General features: G+C 68.3%; 7 protein-coding genes. All 7 read left to right on the top strand.

Going from position 1 to position 21,920, the window contains the following annotated elements:
* The first annotated feature begins 14 nt into the window (after nt 1–14).
* Nucleotides 15–1,283, top strand: a complete 1,269-nt coding sequence (gene glyA / locus IE286_RS19445) for a serine hydroxymethyltransferase (protein WP_189798049.1) — start codon at nt 15–17, stop codon at nt 1,281–1,283.
* 99 nt (nt 1,284–1,382) lie between these two features.
* On the top strand, nt 1,383–2,750 hold the full coding sequence (locus IE286_RS19440; RefSeq protein WP_189798048.1) for an L-serine ammonia-lyase: 1,368 nt from the start codon (nt 1,383–1,385) through the stop codon (nt 2,748–2,750).
* Nucleotides 2,751–2,874: 124 nt separating this feature from the next.
* Nucleotides 2,875–4,044, top strand: coding sequence for a serine/threonine-protein kinase (locus IE286_RS19435; RefSeq protein ID WP_229863174.1), 1,170 nt, complete (start codon nt 2,875–2,877; stop codon nt 4,042–4,044).
* A gap of 110 nt (nt 4,045–4,154) precedes the next feature.
* Entirely contained in the window at nt 4,155–7,331 is a 3,177-nt protein-coding gene (locus IE286_RS19430; RefSeq protein WP_229863172.1) for a DEAD/DEAH box helicase, read from the top strand.
* The gene (locus IE286_RS19425; RefSeq protein WP_189798047.1) at nt 7,328–12,817 is read left to right on the top strand and encodes a hypothetical protein; all 5,490 of its coding nucleotides are present in this window, start codon (nt 7,328–7,330) and stop codon (nt 12,815–12,817) included. Before IE286_RS19430 ends, IE286_RS19425 begins: the two co-directional genes overlap by 4 nt.
* Nucleotides 12,814–19,536: a DEAD/DEAH box helicase family protein gene (locus tag IE286_RS19420; RefSeq protein WP_189798046.1), complete on the top strand. Its 6,723-nt coding sequence runs from the start codon at nt 12,814–12,816 to the stop codon at nt 19,534–19,536. The genes IE286_RS19425 and IE286_RS19420 overlap by 4 nt, the downstream gene beginning before the upstream one ends.
* Nucleotides 19,533–21,872: a UvrD-helicase domain-containing protein gene (locus tag IE286_RS19415; RefSeq protein ID WP_189798045.1), complete on the top strand. Its 2,340-nt coding sequence runs from the start codon at nt 19,533–19,535 to the stop codon at nt 21,870–21,872. The genes IE286_RS19420 and IE286_RS19415 overlap by 4 nt, the downstream gene beginning before the upstream one ends.
* The last annotated feature ends 48 nt before the right edge of the window (nt 21,873–21,920 follow it).

The following is a 21,920-nucleotide window of genomic DNA, read 5'->3' as shown; positions in this document are numbered from 1 at the left end:
GGAGCGATCCTGGCATGACTGCCCTCAACACCCCGCTGCACGAGCTCGACCCGGAGATCGCCGCGGCCCTCGACGCGGAGCTGGTCCGCCAGCAGTCCACGCTGGAGATGATCGCCTCGGAGAACTTCGCACCGCTCGCGGTGATGGAGGCCCAGGGCTCGGTCCTGACCAACAAGTACGCCGAGGGCTACCCGGGCCGCCGCTACTACGGCGGCTGCGAGCACGTCGACGTCGCCGAGCAGATCGCCATCGACCGGGTCAAGGAGCTGTTCGGCGCCGAGTACGCCAATGTGCAGCCGCACTCGGGCGCCTCCGCCAACCAGGCGGCCCTGTTCGCCCTCGCCCAGCCCGGGGACACCGTCCTCGGCCTGGACCTGGCGCACGGCGGCCACCTCACCCACGGCATGCGCCTGAACTTCTCCGGCAAGCAGTTCGACGTGGTCGCCTACCACGTGGACGCCGCCACCGGCCTGGTCGACATGGCCGAGGTGGAGCGGCTCGCCAAGGAGCACCGCCCGAAGGTGATCATCGCCGGCTGGTCGGCGTACCCGCGGCAGCTGGACTTCGCCGCCTTCCGCCGGATCGCCGACGAGGTCGGGGCCTTCCTGTGGGTCGACATGGCCCACTTCGCCGGCCTGGTCGCGGCGGGGCTGCACCCCAACCCGGTGCCGTACGCGGACGTGGTGACCTCCACGACGCACAAGACCCTCGGCGGTCCGCGCGGCGGGATCATCCTGTCCCGCGGCACGGACTTCGCGAAAAAGCTGAACTCCTCGGTCTTCCCCGGTTTCCAGGGCGGCCCGCTGGAGCACGTGATCGCGGCGAAGGCGGTGGCCTTCAAGGTCGCGGCGTCCGAGGAGTTCACCGAGCGCCAGCGCCGTACAGTGGAGGGCGCGAGGATCCTCGCCGAGCGCCTGACGGCCCCGGACGCCCGCGAGGCCGGCGTGAACGTGCTGACCGGCGGCACGGACGTGCATCTGGTCCTGGTGGACCTGCGCGAGTCCGCGCTGGACGGCCGGCAGGCCGAGGACCGGCTGCACGAGGTCGGCATCACCGTCAACCGCAACGCGGTCCCGAACGACCCGCGGCCCCCGATGGTGACCTCGGGTCTGCGGATCGGCACGCCGGCCCTGGCCACCCGCGGCTTCACGGCCGAGGACTTCGCCGAGGTCGCGGACGTGATCGCCGAGACGCTGAAGCCGTCCTACGACGCCGGGGCCCTCGCGGCCCGGGTGCGGGCCCTGGCCGCCAAGCACCCGCTGTACCCGGGTCTGAACAAGTAAGTCATCCCTTCGGGCGCCGCGCACATCCTCCGGACACCCCGGCGTGTGCGCGGCGCACCGGCCGCCCCTCGCGGGCGTCCTTCCGCACAAGGAGTCACCGTGGCCATCTCGGTCTTCGACCTGTTCTCGATCGGCATCGGGCCGTCGAGCTCCCACACGGTCGGTCCGATGCGCGCGGCACGCATGTTCGCCCGCCGCCTGGACAAGGAGGGCCTGCTGTCCTCGGTGCACTCCGTCCGGGCCGAACTGTACGGCTCCCTCGGGGCCACCGGCCACGGCCACGGCACCCCCAAGGCGGTGCTGCTCGGCCTGGAGGGCGCCTCCCCGCGCACCGTCGACGTGGAGACCGCCGACGCACGCGTGGAAGCGATCAAGACCTCCGGCCGCCTGACCCTGCTCGGCGAGCGGGAGATCGCCTTCTCCTTCGACGACGACCTGGTGCTGCACCGCCGCAAGGCACTCCCCTACCACGCCAACGGCATGTCCCTGTGGGCGTACGACGCCTCGGGCGACGAGCTGCTGGCCAAGACGTACTACTCGGTCGGCGGCGGCTTCGTCGTGGACGAGGAGGCGGTCGGCGCGGACCGGATCAAGCTGGACGACACCGTCCTGAAGTACCCCTTCCGCACCGGCGACGAGCTGCTGCGCCTGACCCGGGAAACGGGCCTGTCGATCTCCTCGCTGATGCTGGAGAACGAGCGGGCCTGGCGCACCGAGGAGGAGATCCGTGCCGGCCTGCTCGAGATCTGGCAGGTGATGCGCGAGTGCGTCCGGCGGGGCATGACCCGCGAGGGCATCCTGCCGGGCGGCCTGAAGGTCCGCCGCCGTGCCGCCGTGACCGCCCGCCAGCTGCGCGCCGAGGGCGACCCCGCCGCCCGCGCCATGGAGTGGATCACGCTGTACGCGATGGCGGTGAACGAGGAGAACGCGGCCGGCGGCCGGGTGGTGACCGCTCCGACCAACGGCGCGGCCGGCATCATCCCCGCCGTCCTGCACTACTACATCGACTTCGTGCCCGGCGCGGACGAGGACGGTGTGGTCCGCTTCCTGCTCGCCGCCGGCGCCATCGGCATGCTCTTCAAGGAGAACGCCTCCATCTCCGGCGCCGAGGTCGGCTGCCAGGGCGAGGTCGGCTCCGCCTGCTCGATGGCGGCGGGCGCGCTCGCCGAGGTGCTGGGCGGCACACCGGAGCAGGTGGAGAACGCCGCCGAGATCGGCATGGAGCACAACCTGGGCCTGACTTGCGACCCGGTGGGCGGCCTGGTGCAGATCCCGTGCATCGAGCGCAACGGCATGGCCGCGGTCAAGGCCGTCACGGCCGCCCGCATGGCCCTGCGCGGCGACGGCTCCCACAAGGTCTCGCTGGACAAGGTCATCAAGACCATGAAGGAGACCGGTGCCGACATGTCGGTGAAGTACAAGGAGACGGCGCGCGGCGGTCTCGCGGTGAACATCATCGAGTGTTGAGTAAACGCGTGCGTCCGGAAGGCCGAACGCGTCGTAGGGTCGCCAACTGGTACGACACTCGTACGACCACGATCAGTAAGTAGGCTGTAGCGGTCGCACAGTCGTTGCGGAAGTCTCGGGGGGTGTGGTGCACGGCGCGACTCTGCCGCTGCGAATCGGCCCGTATCTCGTCGAGCGGCGGCTCGGCGCCGGTGGGATGGGGGAGGTGTACCTCGCTTACTCCGTCGCGGGTGAACCGGTCGCCGTCAAGGTGATCCGTCCCGACCGCACGGATCCGCACACGCGTGCCCGTTTCGAGCGCGAGGCGACCATCGCGCGTACGATCTCGGGAACAGGCCGTGTGGCCCGTTTCATCGACGCGGATCCTTTCGCCGAGCAGCCCTGGCTGGCCATGGACTACGTCCCCGGGCGCCCGCTCTCCGACGTCGTGAAGGATCAAGGTCCACTATCCGCGCCACTCGTGGCGAGCCTCGGCGCCCTTCTGGCCGAGGGGCTCGCCGCCGTCCACGCAGCAGGCCTGGTGCACCGTGACCTGAAGGCGCAGAACGTCATCCTCGGTGACTTCGGACCCGTGATCATCGACTTTGGCCTCGGCGCTTTCATCGGGGCGTCCAAGGGGTCGCTGACGCAAGCCGGCTCGGTCATCGGCACGGTGCGCTGCATGCCACCCGAGCAGGCCATGGGCGAGCTGGAGGTGACGCAGGCCGCCGATGTGTACGGCCTGGGCACCGTACTCCTGTACGCGGCGACCGGCCACTACCCGTACGACGGCGCCCGGTGGGAGGCTGTCGCAGCGCAGGTGGTCAACCCGGAGGTCGGCCCCGATCTGTCCGGGCTGCCCGATGAACTGGTGCCCGTCGTGACGACCATGCTGGCGCACAGGGCGGACGACCGGCCCTCCCTGGAGGAGGTGATCCGGCAGTGTACCGATCTCCTCCGTCTGCTGGGAACGAGTCCAGCCCGTGCCCGGCGCGCTCTCATCCAGGAGACGACGGCGACGGACCATCCGACGATGGTGTTGCCGCAACCTGATGCGCGGATGTTGGACCGGCTCGACTCGCTGGAACGGCAGCTGCGCGCAGAGTCGGAATCTCCGGCGGAGAGCGTTCCTGTCCCCGCGCCGGGCCCGCAATCGGCTCCGGGCGCGGCATCCGGGCACGAGCCGGGGTCCAGGAGGGGAAGCCCGGACAAGCCCGCACCCCGAAGGGGCCGTCCTCCCGCTTCCCGCAGGGTCGCCGAGGAGTTGCGCGAGCGCTACGCGGCCAAGCCGACGCTTGCCTGGTCGAAGCGTTGATCCACTCCCCCCGTCTGTCAGCGACGGGGGCCGGTTCAGGGCGTTGATCACCTCGCGCCCCATACGTGCACACTGCACATCACCGATCACAGTCCACAGAGGAGCACCACGTGACCACGGCGATGCAGCCCGAGGTTCCTGAGGCACGCGACGCCGAGGCGACGGAGTTCGCGTATCCGGCCGGCACGAGGCCGGCCTTGGCCCCCGGTGCCCAGGTGCGCATCCGGGACGAGCAGTGGCTCGTGAAGTCCGTCGCGGAGTCCCGTGACGGGCTCATGGTCGAGGTCAGCGGGGTCTCCGCGTTCGTCCGTGGCACGGACGCAGTCTTCTACTCCGGCCTGGACCAGATCGACGTACTCGATCCGCGCAAGACCCGGCTCGTTCCCGACGACACCTCCAAGCACGCCAAAGCCCGCCTCTATCTGGAGGCGGTCATCCGAAAGACTGCGCTGCCGCAGACCGAGCACGGCATCGCCCTCGCCGACTCCTTCCTCATGGACCGGCAGGAGCATCAGCTGCGTCCCGCCGAGCTGGCGCTGTCGATGCGGAACCCACAGCCGCGGCTGCTGATCGCCGACGTGGTCGGCCTGGGCAAGACCCTGGAGATCGGCATCACGCTCGCCGAGCTGATCCGGCGCGGGCGTGGCGAGCGCATCCTCGTGGTCACGCCCGCCCATGTGCTGGAGCAGTTTCAGCGCGAGCTGTGGACCCGCTTCTCCCTGCCGTTGGTGCGCCTGGACTCCACCGGTATCCAGCGCATCCAGCAGGAGATCCCTGCGGGCCGGAACCCCTTCGCCCACTTCAAACGAGTCATCGTCTCCGTCGACACCCTCAAGTCGGCGACGTACGCGCACCACCTGGAGAACATCACCTGGGACGCGGTGGTCATCGACGAGGCACACAACCTTGTGAACAAGGGCACCCGGAACAACGCCCTCGCCCGCCGTCTCGCCGAGCAGACCGATGCGCTGATCCTGGCCTCCGCCACCCCGCACAACGGCGACGCCGAATCCTTCGCCGAGCTGATCCGGATGCTCGACCCGGCGGCGATCGCCGATCCCAAGAACTACAAGGTCGCCGACCTCGACCACCTCTACATCAGGCGGACCAAGACCGACCGCGAAGTACGCGACGGCCTCAAGGACAAACCGTGGGCCGAACGCGGTCCCTCGCTGCCGGTGCCCGCGCACGCGACGCCGAAGGAAATCGCCATCCTCGAGAAGCTGGCGCGCGAGTGGACCCCTGGTGACCCGAATCGTGCGTCGGTCTGCGCCGACCCGCTGGTCGGCTACAACTTCCTCAAGGCGTTCCTCTCCTCCCATGTCGCCCTGCGGGAGTCCCTCGCCAGGCGCCGTGAGTACATGAACAATCGGAAGAACGGCACCGCGAAAGGCGGCAAGGCCAAGACCGCGGCGGACGACGACGCCCGCCGCGCCGCTCTCGCCGCCGAGAGCAAGGCCCTCACCGAGCTGGAGGCGTTGGTTTCGGACTTCACCGACGAGGACTCCGCCAAGCTCGACACACTCGTACGCACGCTCAGGGACGACCTCGGTGTCGGACCGGCCTCCGAGCGGCGCGTCGTGATCTTCTCCGAGCGGGTCGACACGCTGAACTGGCTGGCCCAGGTGGTTCCGGCCCGCCTCGGCTTCAAGAAGAAGCACCAAGCCAAGCCGGACGAGGCGCGTCCGTGGAAGGCGTACGACGGCGCCGTTGAGGTCATGCACGGTGACATCACCAACGACCAGCAGCAGCAGGAGATCGTCGACCGCTTCGGCCGGCGTGAGGAACCGGTGCGGCTGCTCTTCACCGGAGACATCGCCTCCGAGGGCGTCAACCTGCATCATCAGTGCCACGATCTCATCCACTACGACCTGCCCTGGTCCCTCATCCGGATCGAGCAGCGCAATGGACGCATCGACCGCTACGGACAGGCGGTCAGCCCCGAGTTCCGTGCGCTCATCCTGACCGCCGACGTGCCCTGGCGCCGCGACGAGGAGAGCGGCGAGATGCTCACGCTCGACGACCGGCTCGTCGGCGCTCGTCTGCTGCGGCGTGAGGCCCAGGCGCACGAGATCGAGACCGGCGAGGGCAGCGCCGAGGCTGTCACTGGCCTCTACAACGACAAGAAGGAAGAGGACCGTCTCACCCGTGACCTCATCAAGGGCGGCACCGTCGAACGCTCCCTCAAGCAGTCCCGGCAGGAGTCCGGCGGTGTCCTCGCCGGACTGCTCGCCGGTGCCAACGCCCGGCTGGCCGACCCGGCGGCTGCCCCGGCCACCGTCGGCAGGGCCCCGGTTCCCGAAGCGGACGTTCCCCATGTGTTCGCGAACACCAAGGCGTACTTTCAGGCCGCGGTGGAGCTCATCTACCCGGCGGCTGAGCGCGAGGCCCTGAACTGGAAGCCCGAGACGGCGGGTGGGCGCATCGAGTTCACTCCGCCCGACGATCTCCAGTACCGCCTCCGGGAACTGCCGAAGTCGTACTTGGAGCAGGAGAAGATCCTCACCACCCCCAAGCACGAGGGCACGCTGCGCATCACCTTCGACAAGAAGTACGCGGCGGACCGGCTGGAAGCCGCCCGCAACGCCAAGCAGGGCAAGACCGGCCACCCCACCTCCCAGTGGCCCAACGTCTCCTATGTCTCCGACATCCACCCCGTGCTCGACTGGGTGACGGACAAGGTCCTCGCCAAACTCCGCTACGACGAAGCGTTCGTACTCGCCTACCACCCCGATGTGGACAAGGCCAAACGGATCGACGCCGCCCTCCCCGCGGCACTCACCGGTCCGGTCTGCCTCCTCCAGGGCGTCTACTCCAACGCAGCGGGCAAGCCGACGGTCGTCGAGTGGATGGCCGTCACCGGCCTCGCTGAGGCCGCGCCCCGCGTATGGCGCATGGACTCGGCTTTCCTCGCCGCCTGCGGCGTAGGCCCCGACATGCCCGGCCGTGGCCGCCCCGTCAACCCCGACCTCCTTCAAACGCTGGTCCCGGCGGCCGTCGACGCGGCCGAGACCCACCTGCGCGAGCGCCGCGCCGACTACGACAAGCAGGTCGATGCCTACCTGGCGCCCTACGAGAACCGCGTGCAGGCCTGGGAGCAGGGCGCCCTGATCGCCGTAGGAAACCAGGAGCGCCGGCGTCGGCAGGTGTACGACACAGCCGCACGCCGCCGCAACCTCGTACGCCGCCTGCGTACCGACGGCGACCCGATGCTGCGGGTCCTCGCCGTTCTCGAGCCCCTTCACATCACCGCGTCCACCGCGCAGGCCGAGGAGCCCGCACGATGAGCTACACCTACGACTCCTTCGCCAATCGCGGCGAATACCTCTCCGCCCACTACTTCAGCGAGGAGCTGGAGTACACCCTCAAGAAGAGCAAGGCGGGTGAAGAAGGTCTGTTCACCCTCTGGACCAGCCGCGAGACCGACCCGCACGACCCCCGTCCCACCCCCCGCGAACTGCTCCCCCGGCTCCGCGGTGAGTACCAAGCCACCGTGCGTCCCTTCCTGGCCTCCCGCGCCCAGCGGGAGGAACCCGGCAGCACCTACGACGACCCGACGGGCGAGTGGGCCGAGCACCTCACCACCTGGCACACCGCCGTGCTCAAGGCCCTCGGCTACGGCGGTGACCGGCCCGAACCGATCACCGTGCACAACGCCGGCCGCGACTACGAGCTTCAGACCGCCTGGCACGGAGATGGCATCGTTGCCCTCGACTGCGGCTGGACCGCCACGCTCGACCACGCACTCGACCCCGACAAGGCAGGGCGGCTCCTCCACCCCCTCAAGACCGCCGACGGTCTCCTCGAAGCAGGCGAGAAGCTGGCCAGCTGGCTTTTCCAGAGCGAACTGCACGAGCCCGGCGGCGACGCCCCTCGCTTCGTTCTGCTGCTCTGCGGCGGCGTCCTCGTCCTTGCCGACCGAAGTGCCTGGGCCGAGGGTCGCTACCTCGCCGTCAGCCTCGACACGGCTTTCGCCCGTAATGACACAGCGAAGGCCGGCGAACTCGCCCTGCTCGCCGCCCTCTTCTCGCACGACATGCTCGCGCCCCGTCCCGACGGCAAGGGCCGACGCATCGACGACCTGCTGAAGGCGTCCCGCGACAACGCCGTCGGAGTCAACTCCGAGCTGCGCAAGGGACTCCAGCGCTCGGTCGAGATCATCGCCAACGAGGTCCTGGCCCGTCTGCGTGAGGCGGGGGTCGAGCCACGGGAGATCGAGGACCCCAAGCAGGGACCGTTCGCCAAGCAGCTCACCCGCGAATCGCTGCGCTACCTCTACCGCATCCTCTTCCTTCTGTACGCGGAGGCACGCCCCGAGCTGGGCATCCTGCCCGTCGAGGACTCCACGTACGAGGCCGGCTACTCGATCGCCCGGCTGCGCGAGTTGGTGGCGCGGGAGCGAAAGCTGGCCGACGAGGAGAGCCGCAAGGGCTTCCACTTGTACACCTCGCTGGACGTTCTGTTCAACAAGGTCAACTACGGTCACCGTCCGCACGGCACCGAACCGGACGACCACAAGCCCGCCGCCGAGCGCAGCGAGCAACGCGGCCTGCGTTTCGAGGCGCTGCGCAGCGAGCTGTTCGACCCGAAGGCGATCACTCTCATCGGCCGGCACGTCCTCGACCCGCGGTGGGACGAGGACGGGGACGAGCAGCCTCGGTGGCTCGACCTGCGCCTGCGCAATGAGGCCCTGCACCAGGTGCTGCGTCTGCTGACCATGAAGGAGGCCAGTCGGAAGGGGCGGCAAGGCGGGTTCATTTCCTACCGCAACCTCGGCATCAACCAGCTCGGCGCGGTCTACGAGGGCCTGATGTCCTACACCGGCATCATCGCCGAGGAAGAACTGGCCGAGGTCGCCAAGCCCGGCGCGAAAAAGGGAGGCAAGCAGTACGGCGACCCGGAGAAGGGCTCCTGGCTCATCCCCGCGGACCGGCTGAAGGACTACCCGGAGAACACGCATGTTGTGTACTCCGCCCAGGATGCCGAACAGTACGGTCTGCGCGGCCCGAAGAAGTACGATCCGGGCACGTTCGTCTACCGCCTGGCCGGCCGTGACCGAGAGACCTCCGCCTCGTACTACACCCCCGAGTCCCTCACCAAGGTCACCGTCGAACTGGCTCTCAAACACCGCCTCGACCAGGAAAAGGACGCGGACGGCAACACGATCCGGACACGGGCGAGCGAGCTGCTGCGCTACACGATCTGCGAGCCCGCCCTGGGATCCGGCGCGTTCCTCAACGAGGCGATCAACCAGGTCGCCGAGGAGTACCTCAAACGCCGCCAGGAGGAACTGGGCGTCAGCCTGGACACCTCGAAGGCCCTGGACGCCAAGCAGAAGGTGAAGGCGTACATCGCCCTCCACAACGCGTACGGGGTCGACCTGAACGCGACGGGTGTGGAGCTGGCCGAGGTGTCCCTCTGGCTGAACACCATGCACCCGGGCATGCGGGCGCCGTGGTTCGGTCTGCACCTGCGGCGCGGCAACTCGCTGATCGGCGCGCGGCGATGGGTGTACGAGGCGGAGCGCATCATGAAGGAGCGGACGATCGGCGCCCAGACGCCGACCAAGCTGCCCTTCCGAGCGCCAAAGGACGGTGCGAAACAACTGCTGCCCGAAGGGGCTGTGCATCAGTTTCTTCTGCCCACGCCCGGCTGGGGTGCGGTCGCAGGGGCCAGCGGCGATGCGAAGAAGCTGGTCGAGCAGCTCGCCGGGCCGCAGGCGGAGCAGCTGAAGACCTGGAAGAAGGGCATCCTGACCAAGCCCAAGTCGACTGGTGGCAAGAGCAGCCAACTCGCCCGGTTGCAGGCTGCGGCCCGTCGGGTCGAGTTCCTGTGGCAGCTGGTGGCCAAGCGCATGGAGCTGAGCGAACGGGAGATCGCCCGCACGATCGACGTATGGGGTACCGACCGCGCGGAGGACGCGGAGGAGTACGCCTTCCTCCGTCGCGACAAGCAGAACGCGGACCGAAGCCTGCCGATGACCAAGGAGCAGGTCTTCAAGGACCTCTTCGACGCAGAAGGCTCCCCGTACTGGCGGCTCAAGCAGGTCATGGACGCCTGGTGCGCGCTGTGGTTCTGGCCGCTGGACAAGGTGGGCCTGCTGGACGGGTCGGACGCGGAGTACGCCACGGCCCCGGTGGTGACGGCACAAACGGGCGCCGACCTGGATGCGCTGCTGTCGTCGGTGGCCGGGCAGTCCGTCCAGACCGGGCAGCAGCCAGTGCCTGCGCCGAGACCCGCACCTCAGTTCGTCGAGAACAGACCGCTGTTCACCATGGACGGTGACCAGATGTCCTTCGGCGAGAGCGGGGACGACGACGCACTCGTGGTGAAGAAGGAGATCAAAAAGGGGCGTGGCTCATCCAGCCCCAGGAAGCCCGCAGGCGTGACGCGCCGCCGGGACGTCATCCCGCTCGCGAGCCTGGACGACTGGATCGCCTTCCTGGAGTCCATGGTGGGCACGGGACCGATCCCGGAGAACACCTTCGCCACGGCCGTCGACTCCCTCGAGGAACTGAAGGCTCTCGAAGACCTGATCCAGGCCGAGATGGGCATGGACGACGCCCGCAAGGCGGTGGAGACGCGCTATCCGTGGATGCGGATCGTCCGCGACATCGCTGATGAACAGGGTTTTCTTCACTGGGAGTTGGACTTCGCCGGCATCTTCACCGGCGAGTCCGGGGGCTTCGACCTCCAGGTGGGAAACCCGCCGTGGGTGCGGCCGGAATGGAAGGAAAACTCGGTCCTCGCAGAGTACGAGCCGTGGTTCATGCTCACGGAGAAGCCGAAGGCGGAGGACAAGAACCGGAGACGGGAGGCCGAGCTGGCGCGGAAGGAGGTGCAGGAGTATCTGCTCGGCGAGGTGACGAACACGGTGACAGTGGCCAGCTATCTGTCTGCCTCGCCTGTCTACCCGCTGATCTCAGGTAGCCGTCCGGACCTTTATCGAGCGTTCATGTGCGAGGTGTGGGACCACGCCGGGCGCGGTGGTACGGCCGGCATGGTTCACCCCGACACCCACTTCGCGGGTGACGCGGAAACCGAGCTGCGGGCGGCGGCGTACCGGCGGCTGCGCGTGCACGGTGACTTCGTCAACGCGGGCAACCGCTTCTTCCCGCCGCCGGTGGGTCGGTCCAGTCACTTCGGTGTGCACATCTACGGCACCGAAGGGGAGATCTCCTTTGACTCTCTGTCGTGGCTCTTCACCGTCGACTCGCTTCGCCTGTCCGCCTCCGCCGAGAACGCCGGGGTCGATCCCGGCGTAAAGTACGACGGAGACTGGGACGAACGCCCCCATCCGAAGCGTGTCATCCGCGTCACCCGCGACACCCTCGCGCGGTGGCGTCGGCTGACGGGTGACGAAGGACCACTGGAGCACACGCGTCTGCTCACACCAGTGAGTACGGCCGAGGACCCGGCCATCGACGCGCTGGGAACATACCCCCTGCGTCTTGGAAGTTTCAAACCCGATATCACACAGGGTTACAACGAAACCACGTCAAAGGTGGCACAGTTCGGCCCGGACAAGAAGCAGCGACTCATCGACTACAACACCGGCGTCGTCGGCCAGGAGGACTACCACGCGAAGACGTGGAGCGACGTCATCCTCAAGGGGCCGCAGATCGGCGTCGCCAACCCGATGTTCAAGCAGCCCAGCCAGGGCGGCGGAGAGGTCCGAGGCCTCGACCCGAGGGCGCTCGCGGATGACGCCGTGCCGGAGTCCGAGTACCGGTGTGTGGCTCCTCGCGATGTCTTCCTGGGGGAACAGGACCGATGGGTCCACTGGGACAAGTACGAGGCGCTTCTCGCGTCGGAGGAGGAGCGGGAGCGGACGCGGCTACGGGTCGCAGAGAAGCGCAAGATGCTGCCGGAGGAAATCGAGAACGAGCAGGTGGAGAAGTTCCTACTGGCGCAGGCGAGTCATCGGTATACCGAGGACTATCGGCTTGCGTGGCGGCGGCAGATCGCGCCCGATACGGAGCGCGCCCTCTACGCAGCGTTGATTCCGCCTGGCGTTTCTCACGTCCATATGGTCCACAGCGCCCGGGTCAAGAACGAGCGCCTTACAACACTTAATGCTGGTTTCTGGGCTTCTCTACCGCTCGACTATCTGCTGCGCACTTCCGGGCGGTCTGACCTCCAAGTAGCTGGCGCTCGCACGATGCCTGCCACCCAAGAGCACCACCCCCTGGCCCCCGCCCTCATCCTCCGCACCCTCCGCCTGAACGCCCTCACCACCGCCTACGCCGACCTCTGGGCCGAGCTGTACGACCCCGAGTGGCCCGGCTATGAGCCCTGGGCGATCAAGTGGCCCCACATGAAGACCGAGCTGCACGAGGTCACCCCCACCTGGCAGCGCGACACCCCCCTGCGCACCGAGTACGCCCGACGCGCCGCCCTCGTCGAGATCGACGCGCTCGTGGCCGTGTGGCTCGGAATCGACGCCGACACGCTCATCGCCATGTACCGTGCTCGTTTCCCGATCATGCAGGACTTCGACCGGGTGACGTGGTTCGACGCCGAGGAGCGGAAGATCGCCGGGGACCGGTACACGTACGGATTCGACCAGACGAAGGAGCACTGGACCCAGTTCGAGGCCTACCTCAAGGATCCCGAGACCGCCCCGGTCCCCGACGGATACACCGCTCCCTTCTACAAAGCCGACCGTGAGCGCGAGATGCGGGAAGCACACGCCTACTTCACACAGCGTCTCGACGAAGCCGTCGCGAAGGGTCTGTGGGACCCGGAGAAGATGGAGGTCCCGGGCAAGTGAGACCGACCCTCGAAGCACAAGGGCTGAAGGAGAGCCTGCTCCAGTACCTGTCCACGACGTACGGCCTCGCGGACGAGGGCGCTCGCAAGGCCCTGCACGCCTTTCTCGAGGACGAGACGACAGGCATGTTCCGCGGCCCGTTCCTGCGGCTGCGTACGCCCTTCACCCCGGCCGAGGACGGCTGGCAGCAGCACCTGGACTGGGTGCGTACCGACGGCTGGAGGCCGTACGCGCACCAGGCCCGCGCCTTCGCCCGGCTCACCTCGAAGGACGGCCACACGCCTCAACCGACGGTGGTCACCACGGGCACCGGGTCCGGTAAGACGGAGTCTTTCCTCTACCCCGTGCTCGACCACTGTGCCCGCGAGCGCGCCGCCGGGAACGGCGGGATCAAGGCGGTCTTCCTCTACCCGATGAACGCCCTCGCCACCGACCAGGCGGCCCGCATCAACGGACTGCTCACCGAGTACGCCGAGCTGAGCGGCGTACGCGCCGGCCTGTACATCGGGGACAAGGCGGCCACGCACTACGACAAGGTCTACACCCGCCGCCAGGACATGCAACTGTCCCCGCCGGACATCCTGATCACCAACTACAAGATGCTCGACCTGCTGCTCCAGCGTGCCGCCGACGCACCGCTGTGGGACGGCAGCGACATCCGCTATGTGGTCGTCGACGAGTTCCATACCTACGACGGCGCGCAGGGGACCGACGTGGCCATGCTGCTGCGCCGACTCGCCATCGCCGTCGGCGCCACGAGGCCCGGTAGTCCGCTCGGCACGATCACTCCGGTCGCCACGTCCGCGACCCTGGCCTCCAGCACCGACGAGGACGGAGTGCGCCGGCTTCTCTCCGTGGCCACCAACGTCTTCGGCACCGAGTTCACCGAGGACGCGATCATCGGGGAGGACCGGCTGACGGTCGACGAGTTCATGCTCGACGCGTCGATCCCGGACGCGAAGTTCCTGCCCGGCCAGGCCACGCCCCCCGAGACGCTGACCGCGTTGCCGGATCCCGCCTCCGGTCCCGAAGCGCTCGCGGACCTCGCCGAGGCCGTCACCGGAACCCGTACGGCCGATCCGGTCACCCTCGGTGCCACGCTCAAGCGCAACCGGCTCACGTACGCGGTGCTGAAGGCCTTCGACGGGACCGTGCGCACGTACGACGAGGTGCTCGACGTGATGCGCCGCAGCGGGGCCAAGAGCTGGGACGAGGCGATCACGACACGGCCGCAGATCGCCGCCCTGGCGCTCGCCCGCTTCGTCGCACTGCTGTCCGTGGCACGTGACCCGGACGCACCGGCCGCGCTCAGCCGTCCTCTCGTGCAGGTCGAGGTGCACCAGTGGGCGCGGTCCGTCACACGCGTGCTGCGTGGTGTACTGCCGTGGCCGAAAGCAGAGTTCGCCTGGGACACCACCGGGGCTCAGAGCCGACTGCGTACCACGCCGGACACGACCACCTCACGCGACACCAGGATCTTCCTGCCCGCCGTGTACTGCCGTGAGTGCGGGCGATCCGGATGGTCGGTTCTGGCTCCGGAGTCGGACCTGGAGGAGCTGGAGTTCGAGGCTCACAAGATCCGCCGCGCCACCGTCACCGCCGAGAAGGCCAAAGTACGCACCTTGGTGGCGGCCACCGACAGCGAGGCCCGTGAAGGCAACGGCCGTACAGCCATGGCCCCGGCGGCGCAGAGGTCGCTGACCACCGGCGGCGCAGGTGTGCTGATGGTCCTCGACGGGCCCTCGCGGCGTCTGCGTCTGCCCGACCCCCGGGCCGACTACGACGACGAGGGCAACCCTCAGCCTGCCGGTCCCGACTCGGCATTCGTCCTCGTGCAGCTCGGCGACACCGCGGAACGTGCCGCCAAGGACGATTGGTGCCCCGCGTGCGGCACGCACAACGCGATCCGCTTTCTCGGTACCGGAGCCGCCGCGCTCGCGGCCGCGTCCGTCACCCAGCTGTTCACCGGCGGGGAGATGGACAAGGAGCAGGGTGAGACCAAGACGCTGATGTTCAACGACTCGGTGCAGGACGCCGCGCACCGGGCCGGATTCGTCGCCTCCCGCTCGTACACGTTCTCCCTGCGGGCACTGTTCGCCAAGCACTTGAGCGAGGAGCGACCCAGCGCGCTCAACGATCTCGTCGCCGACGTCGTCGCGGCCACCACTGATCGCGAGACGCTCGCCGCGGTCGTCCCTCCGGACCTGCACGACGACACGGGTGTGGCGCGTCTGCTGTCGGGCAAGGGCCGTGGCGGAGACAAGAAGACCTGGGACCTGATCGGTGAACGGTTCGCATTCGAGGCCGTGATGGAGTTCGGCCACCGGTCCCGCAACGGCCGTACCCTCGAACTGACCCGCACTGCAGCCGCCTGGGTTGACATCCCTGACGAGCGGGAGGCCGTGGCGATCGTACGCGCCGCTCATGAAGAAGCCACGCACCGTGGACTGGCCCTCACCGAACACGACGACGCCCGCTATCTGGCCTTCCTGCGCGGCCTGGTGGAACGGCTGCGCACGCGGGGAGCGGTCGGGCACCGGTGGCTGGAGAGGTTTCTCGACGAGGCGGGCACCAGCCGCTACTACATCTGGGGCGGCCGCCCGCGCGGCATGAAGGCGTTCCCCAAGGGCGTCTCCGCGCCGACCTTCCTGCTCGCGCGCCCCAAGCAGGGCAGCGAGTTCGACTTCGCCGCCGGGCGTTTGTCCTGGTACCAGACCTGGGCGCAGCGCTGCTTCGACATGACCCGTGAACAGGCCGACGAGTTCTGGGTGCGGCTGCTGCCTCGACTCACCGATGCGGGACTGCTCGCGGCACGCACCCCCGGCGATACGACTGCCCGGCTGTACGGCCTCCAACCTGGCGCCGTGCGACTTCAGTTGTTGTCGGACTCGCAGGTCAACGTGGCGTACGTACGCTGCCCGAAGTGCTTCTGGGAGCAGACGGTCCACCCCTCGCTGCTGGCGCAGTACCACGATCAGCCCTGTCAGGCGTACCGCTGCACGAACGGGCGGCTGGTCGCCGGTGACCGGTGGCTGGAGACCGTCGACCGGCACGACCGGGACCGCGACTACCGTGACGACTACTACCGCAGCCTGTATCGGCGAGCGGGTACCTACCAGGTCATCACCGCCGAGCACACCGGCCTGCTCTCCCGCGGCAAGCGCGAACGCGTCGAGGAGGCCTTCCGCAGCGGCGAGGGCTTCAACGACCCCAACGTGCTGTCCTGCACACCTACATTGGAAATGGGCATCGACATCGGCGACCTCTCCGCCGTCGTCCTCGGTGCCCTGCCGCGGCGGCCGGCCAACTACGCCCAGCAGGCGGGCCGTGCCGGACGTCGCACCGGCAACGCCTTTCTGCTGACCATCCCCGACCGCTCCCGGCGCGACCTGTACTTCCTCGACCGGCCACGCGACATGATCGACGGCCGGATCGTGCCGCCTGGTTCGTACCTGTCAGCCATCGAAATCCTGCGCCGTCAGTACACCGCCCACCTCCTCGACCTCGCGGCTCGCGGCCGTCTGCTGCGCGAGGACGGCAGACCGCTCGCCGCACTGCCGCGTCGCGTCGATGAACTGTTCGGTCCCTCCGGTTACCTGGCCGACTTCACCGAGGCCGCCCTCGCCCACGGCGAGGAACTCGTCGCAGACTTCCTTGCGCTCTTCCCGACCGGCGTGGACGACACCGCCAAGGAGGAGCTGAAGAAGTACGCTGTGCGCCGCATCCGCAGCACGATCGAGAAGGCCGAACGCGAGTGGGAGCGCGAAAACCAGAAGCTGCGCACGCGTATCCGAGCCATCCGCTCCGCGATCGACGAGCTCAAGGAGGGCGACGACGATCAGGCGCGTACGAAGGCGGAGCTGGAGGCCGAGCTGGGAGCCCTGTCCCGGAAGGGCGCCGAACGTCAGCGCCGGCCCGCCCAAACCGTGTTGTGCGACCTCGGTCTGCTGCCCAACTACGCGCTGCTCGATGCCACGACCACCTTGCACTCCACCGTCTTCTGGCCTGAGGGCAGCACGTCAGAGGGGCGCGTCCGCTACAAGTCGAAGTCTTTCTCCTACGACCGGCCGCGCGGTTACGCCCTTTCGGAGCTGGCCCCCGGCAACACCTTCTACGCCGAGGGTTACAAGCACCGCATCACCGGTATCGACATCGTCACCGGTGGTGATCAGGACTGGCGCTACTGGCGCTTCTGCCCCTCGTGCGGCTATGTCCGCACCGAGAACGCCGAGGCCGACACGGCGCCCTGCCCGCGCTGCGGGGAGGCGGGCATCGCTGACTCCGGCTGTCTGTGGCAGATCGTCCAGCCCCGTGTCGTCACAGCCCGCGAGAAGCGTGAGGACGCCAGGATCGGCGACGAGAGCGACGAGCGCGATCACCGCTTCTATTCAGTCGTCGACATGGTGGACATCGATCCCGAGCACTTCGCAGTGGGCAAGTCGTGGCGGCACACCAAGGAGATCTTCGGCGTCGACTACACCCGCCGGGCTGTCATCCGCCGCGTCAACACGGGACCGCTCAGCGTAGGCGCCCAGGACAGCGACCAGCTCGCCGGGCGGCGCGTACGTATCGCTCCGTTCCATGTGTGTACCGCCTGCGGGGCCGCGAGCGCCGACGGCCGTCCGGTATTCGACGACGACCGCGATGCCGTGGACAATTCCGCCAATCGCCGGCGGGACCTCAAGCACCACACCCCGTGGTGCCCGCTGCGGCGCGGCAAGAAAGGCGTACCCCAGGAGCCGGTCCTGCTCGCTCACGAGCTGGAGACCGAAGCCTTGCGCATCCTGCTGCCCGCGGCGACCGTGCTCGTCGACGAGAAGGTCCACTCCTTCCAGGCTGCCTTGCGTCTAGGCGTGGACGATGCCTTCGGCGGCGACCCACAGCACCTCGACACCACCCTCGCCACCATGCCGGATCGTGACACCGCGGAAAAGCGGCACTTCCTCGTCCTGTACGACCGTCTTCCGCACGGCACCGGCTACCTCGACCGGCTCACCGACCCCGCGAATTTCCGGCAGGTGCTCGAAGGGGCGCGCCGGCTCCTCCTGGAGTGCCCCTGCGAAGGAGAAGGCGGGCCGGCCTGCCACCGCTGCCTTTATCGCTACGCCGACGAACAGCACATCGAGCGGGTCTCCCGCCAGGCCGCCTTGGAGATCCTCGATCAACTTCTCGGCACCGAGACCGACGCCTGGGACACCGAACCGGTCGGCAACACCGACCAGATCGGGCTGGACGGACAGGTCGAGTCCGACCTCGAAGCACGCTTCCTCAAGGCCCTGCGCGGGTGGGCGGGACAGCGCGCCGACGCCGTACTGGAGGAGAGCGGCGACAACAGTGCCTATCTGCGTCTGAACAAGGTCGGCACCGTGCACGGATGGCGTCTGACCGCCCAGCGCAACGAGGGCTACACTCGTACCGACTTCACCTTCGAACGCGTTGACGGGCCCAAGCAGAAGATCACCGTCTATCTCGACGGACACCGCTTCCACGCCACCCGGCGCCACAACCGGCTTGCCGGAGATGCCGACAAACGCAATCGGCTCCGGGCCGAGGGGCGTACCGTCTTCCAGCTCACCTGGGACGACCTCGACGCCTTCGAACGACTCACGAACACGTCCGAGTCGTCGGCGGACCGGGAGCCGGCCGAGCCGGTCTGGCCGCCCTACCCGGCCAGTGCGCAGGACGTAGCCAAGCAGCTCTACGCCGAGCGTGGTGGTGACGACCTCGCCTCCACCGCCTTCACCGACCCGATGAGCATGCTCCTCGCCTACCTGCGCAACCCCGACGACGTTGCCTGGGGCAAGCGGGCGGCAGCCGTGGTGGGCGGGCTCCTCGGAACCGGCCAGGAGATTCTCGTCGGCAACGGCACCCCAGACCAGACGCGCCGGATGCTCGACCTGCTTCTCGGCGCCTGGGGCCGCGCCGACGGCATCGCCCCGGTACCCGTCCAGGGCACCGGCACGCTCAACCTGTTCCAGACCCGCGACCAGTCCGGTCTGCCCGTCGCCTTTCTGGTCGACGCTGCCACCGGCTACTGGACCGCCCTGGCCTGCCTGGACGACACAGAGCCCGACCAGCTCGGCACACCCGAGCACAAGACGCGGTGGCGCGCCTGGCTCCAGTGGTCCAACATCCTGCAGTTCCTCGCCCACGACGGCGGTGACGGCGTCCAGCTGACCACCGCAACCGCGGGTCGCTTCGACACCGCAATACTCAAGGCCTTCGGCGGAGTCGGCGAACTCGAGTCCCTGATTGTGCGGTACGGCACCGGCGGACCCGTGCCACTGCCCGTGCCCGCGCAGATGTCCCCCGTGGAGGCGTCCAGCGACACACCCCTCGAAGCGGCGCTGCGGGATCTGCTGTGGGACCGGGAAATCCTCGTATACCTCGACGAGGACGAACCCGACGCTCCCCTCACCCGCCTCGCCCATGCCCTGGCCGACGGCGGCAAGAAGGCCCCCGCATACGGCTACGAGCTCGGCGAACGCGGTTGGCTCGCCGACTTCGCCTGGGACCACGGCGACCTGCGCATCGCCGTCATGGCCGAGCCGTACGACCAGGACGACGACGAGAGCGAGAAGACCTGGCGCGCCTACCGCAACGCCGGATTCACCATCCGCTCGGCCGACGACTGGCTCGCCGACCTCGACGCTCTCCTGGCCACTCTCCCCGACGCCACTACCCGCCCCGCCTCCGACGAACAGAGTGCCGCACGATGACCGCACGTCTCAGCCTCTACCAGAAGGCCGAAAACGAGCTCTACAGGATGGACTCGTCGGTCAAGACGAAGTTCTACGACTTCTGTCACCAGTTCCGCCGTGACCCCGATCATCCGAGCCTCGATCTGAGGCCCCTCAAGGGCGACGGCCGCATCTTCCGCGCCAAGATCGACCGCTCTTACCGGGCCCTTCTCGCTCGTGCCGGTGTCGGCGCCGACGGCGTGCAGCAGTGGCTGATCGTCGCCGTCCGCCACCGCAAGGACGTCTACGAAGAGCTCAGCGTCGCCATCAACCGGATCACTGGTGAGATCGAGTTCGTCGACCTCGGTGTAGTCGGCCAAAGTGTCCTTCAGCGGGCGGGACTCCAGCTCACTCCGGCCCCGGACGAGCAAGCCGCACCCGCGGCGGAGCCCACACCCGCGCCCGTCGTAGCAGATCAACCGCCGACCCCTGCCGAACCACTTCTCGTCTGCACCCCTGAGGACCTGCGCCGGCTGGGTGTCGCCGACGCCCTCATCGACCTCGCACTCGCCGTCACGACCGAGGAGGAACTCGACCAACTCATCGCCGGTGCACCGCGCCTGACCGCCGAGGTCCTCACCGGGCTCGGCTCCGGCATGTCCGTCGAGGAAGTCGAACGCGAGATCACCCAGCCTGCTTCCACCGAACTCGAACCTGGCTTCGAGAACGACATGGCGGCAGCCCTGACCCGCACCGCGGTCACCACAGTCGACGACGACATCCGCAACGTCCTCGCCGAGGGCGACTTCCGCGCCTGGAAGGTCTATCTCCACCCCACCCAGCGCAAGATCGTCGAGCGGAACTACAGCGGTCCCGCCCGCGTCAGCGGTGGCCCCGGCACGGGCAAGACCATCGTCGCCCTGCACCGCGTCGCCCGTCTCGCCGCCGCTCTGCCACCCGGCCACGGCAAGCCGATCCTGCTGACGACCTACACCAAGAACCTCACCGCCGACCTGCGCTCCCGGCTCACCTCGCTCATGGATCCGGCGCTGCTGAGCCGGGTCGACATCAAGCACATCGACCAGCTCGCCCAGAGCGTCCTCAACGAGAACTCGGCCCCTGGCTCACAGCGCAGCCTGATCACCGATGACGCGGCCCTGGACGTGCTGCGTGAAGTCCTCTTCGAACACGACGAGCAGCGCTGGGACGCCGAGTTCCTCTTCGACGAATGGGAACAGATCGTCCTCGGCCAGTCCCTTGCCACCCGCCAGGACTACTTCAAGGCCCGCCGCGCCGGTATGGGGCGCGCCCTCAGCCGTCCCGAACGCGCCGTCATCTGGAAGCTGCTCGAACAGTTCACCCTGCGCCTGAACGGGCTGGGCCGTGAGACCTGGGCGCAGGCTGCCGAGCGGGCAGCCCGCTACGAGATGGAACGCGCCCGCAAGATTCAGCTCCGGGCCGAACGCAAGGAGGACATCGGCGGTGGTGACCTGACCCACCTCGACGACAACAGCTCCGCGATGCGCTACCTGCGTCACCGCTACCGGCACATCGTCGTCGACGAGGCTCAGGACCTCAGCCCCGCTCACTGGAAGATGCTGCGCGCCATGGTCGCCCCCGGTTCGAACGACCTGTTCATCGCGAGCGACACCCACCAGCGGATCTATGACCGGCAGGTCACCCTGTCCACAGTCGGCATCAACATCCGCGGCCGTTCCTCGAAACTGACCCTCAGTTACCGCACCACCCAAGAGATCCTCGACCAGGCCGCCAAGGTCGTCCGCGGAGTCACCTACGACGACCTCGACGACGGCACCGAGACCCTCAACGGCTACCACTCTCTGCTGCACGGCCCGGCCCCCGAGTACGTTGCCTGCGACGACTGGACCGACGAGATCACCCAGCTCGCCGAGGCCCTCAAGAGGTGGCGCGAGGAAATCATGCACCCCGCCGAGGACGGCACCGTACGTGACCCCAGCGGCACCATGGCGGTCTGTGTCGCTGATGGCGACATGGCCGGCCGCGTCGCTGCCGACCTGGAGCTCAAGCATGGCATCACCACGGCCACCCTCACCAAGGACGGCCCACAGGGCAGCGGCGAGGTCCACATCGGCACGATGCACCGCTTCAAGGGGCTCGAATACCAGAAACTAGCGATCGTCGGCGCGAGCGCCGGCATCCTCCCACGCACTGCAGTTGTCGAGAAGTACGAGACAAGCGACCCCAAGCGGTATGAACGCGAACTCAAGAAGAGCCGTAATCAGCTCTTCGTGGCCGCCACGCGTGCCCGCGACGCATTGCGCATCTCGTGGCACGGCAGGCCCAGCCCTTTCCTGCCCTTGCAGGAACAGAGAAGCTCTGGCCTTGGTGAATAGGGAGCGACAGAGAATGCGGGCTGTACGTGGGCGCCGGAAAACACGGCA

The sequence above is a fragment of the Streptomyces thermodiastaticus genome (assembly GCF_014656135.1).
In the GTDB taxonomy this organism is placed as follows: Bacteria; Actinomycetota; Actinomycetes; order Streptomycetales; family Streptomycetaceae; genus Streptomyces; species Streptomyces thermodiastaticus.
The sequence above is the reverse complement of the archived record's forward strand: the minus strand, read 5'-3'. Positions and strand labels throughout refer to the sequence as shown.

What these genes read in the sequence shown, in the direction of transcription:
- glyA (WP_189798049.1), top strand. Translation starts at nt 15, where the DNA reads ATGACTGCCCTCAACACCCCGCTGCACGAGCTCGACCCGGAGATCGCC.
- IE286_RS19425 (WP_189798047.1), top strand. Translation starts at nt 7,328, where the DNA reads ATGAGCTACACCTACGACTCCTTCGCCAATCGCGGCGAATACCTCTCC.
- IE286_RS19415 (WP_189798045.1), top strand. Translation starts at nt 19,533, where the DNA reads ATGACCGCACGTCTCAGCCTCTACCAGAAGGCCGAAAACGAGCTCTAC.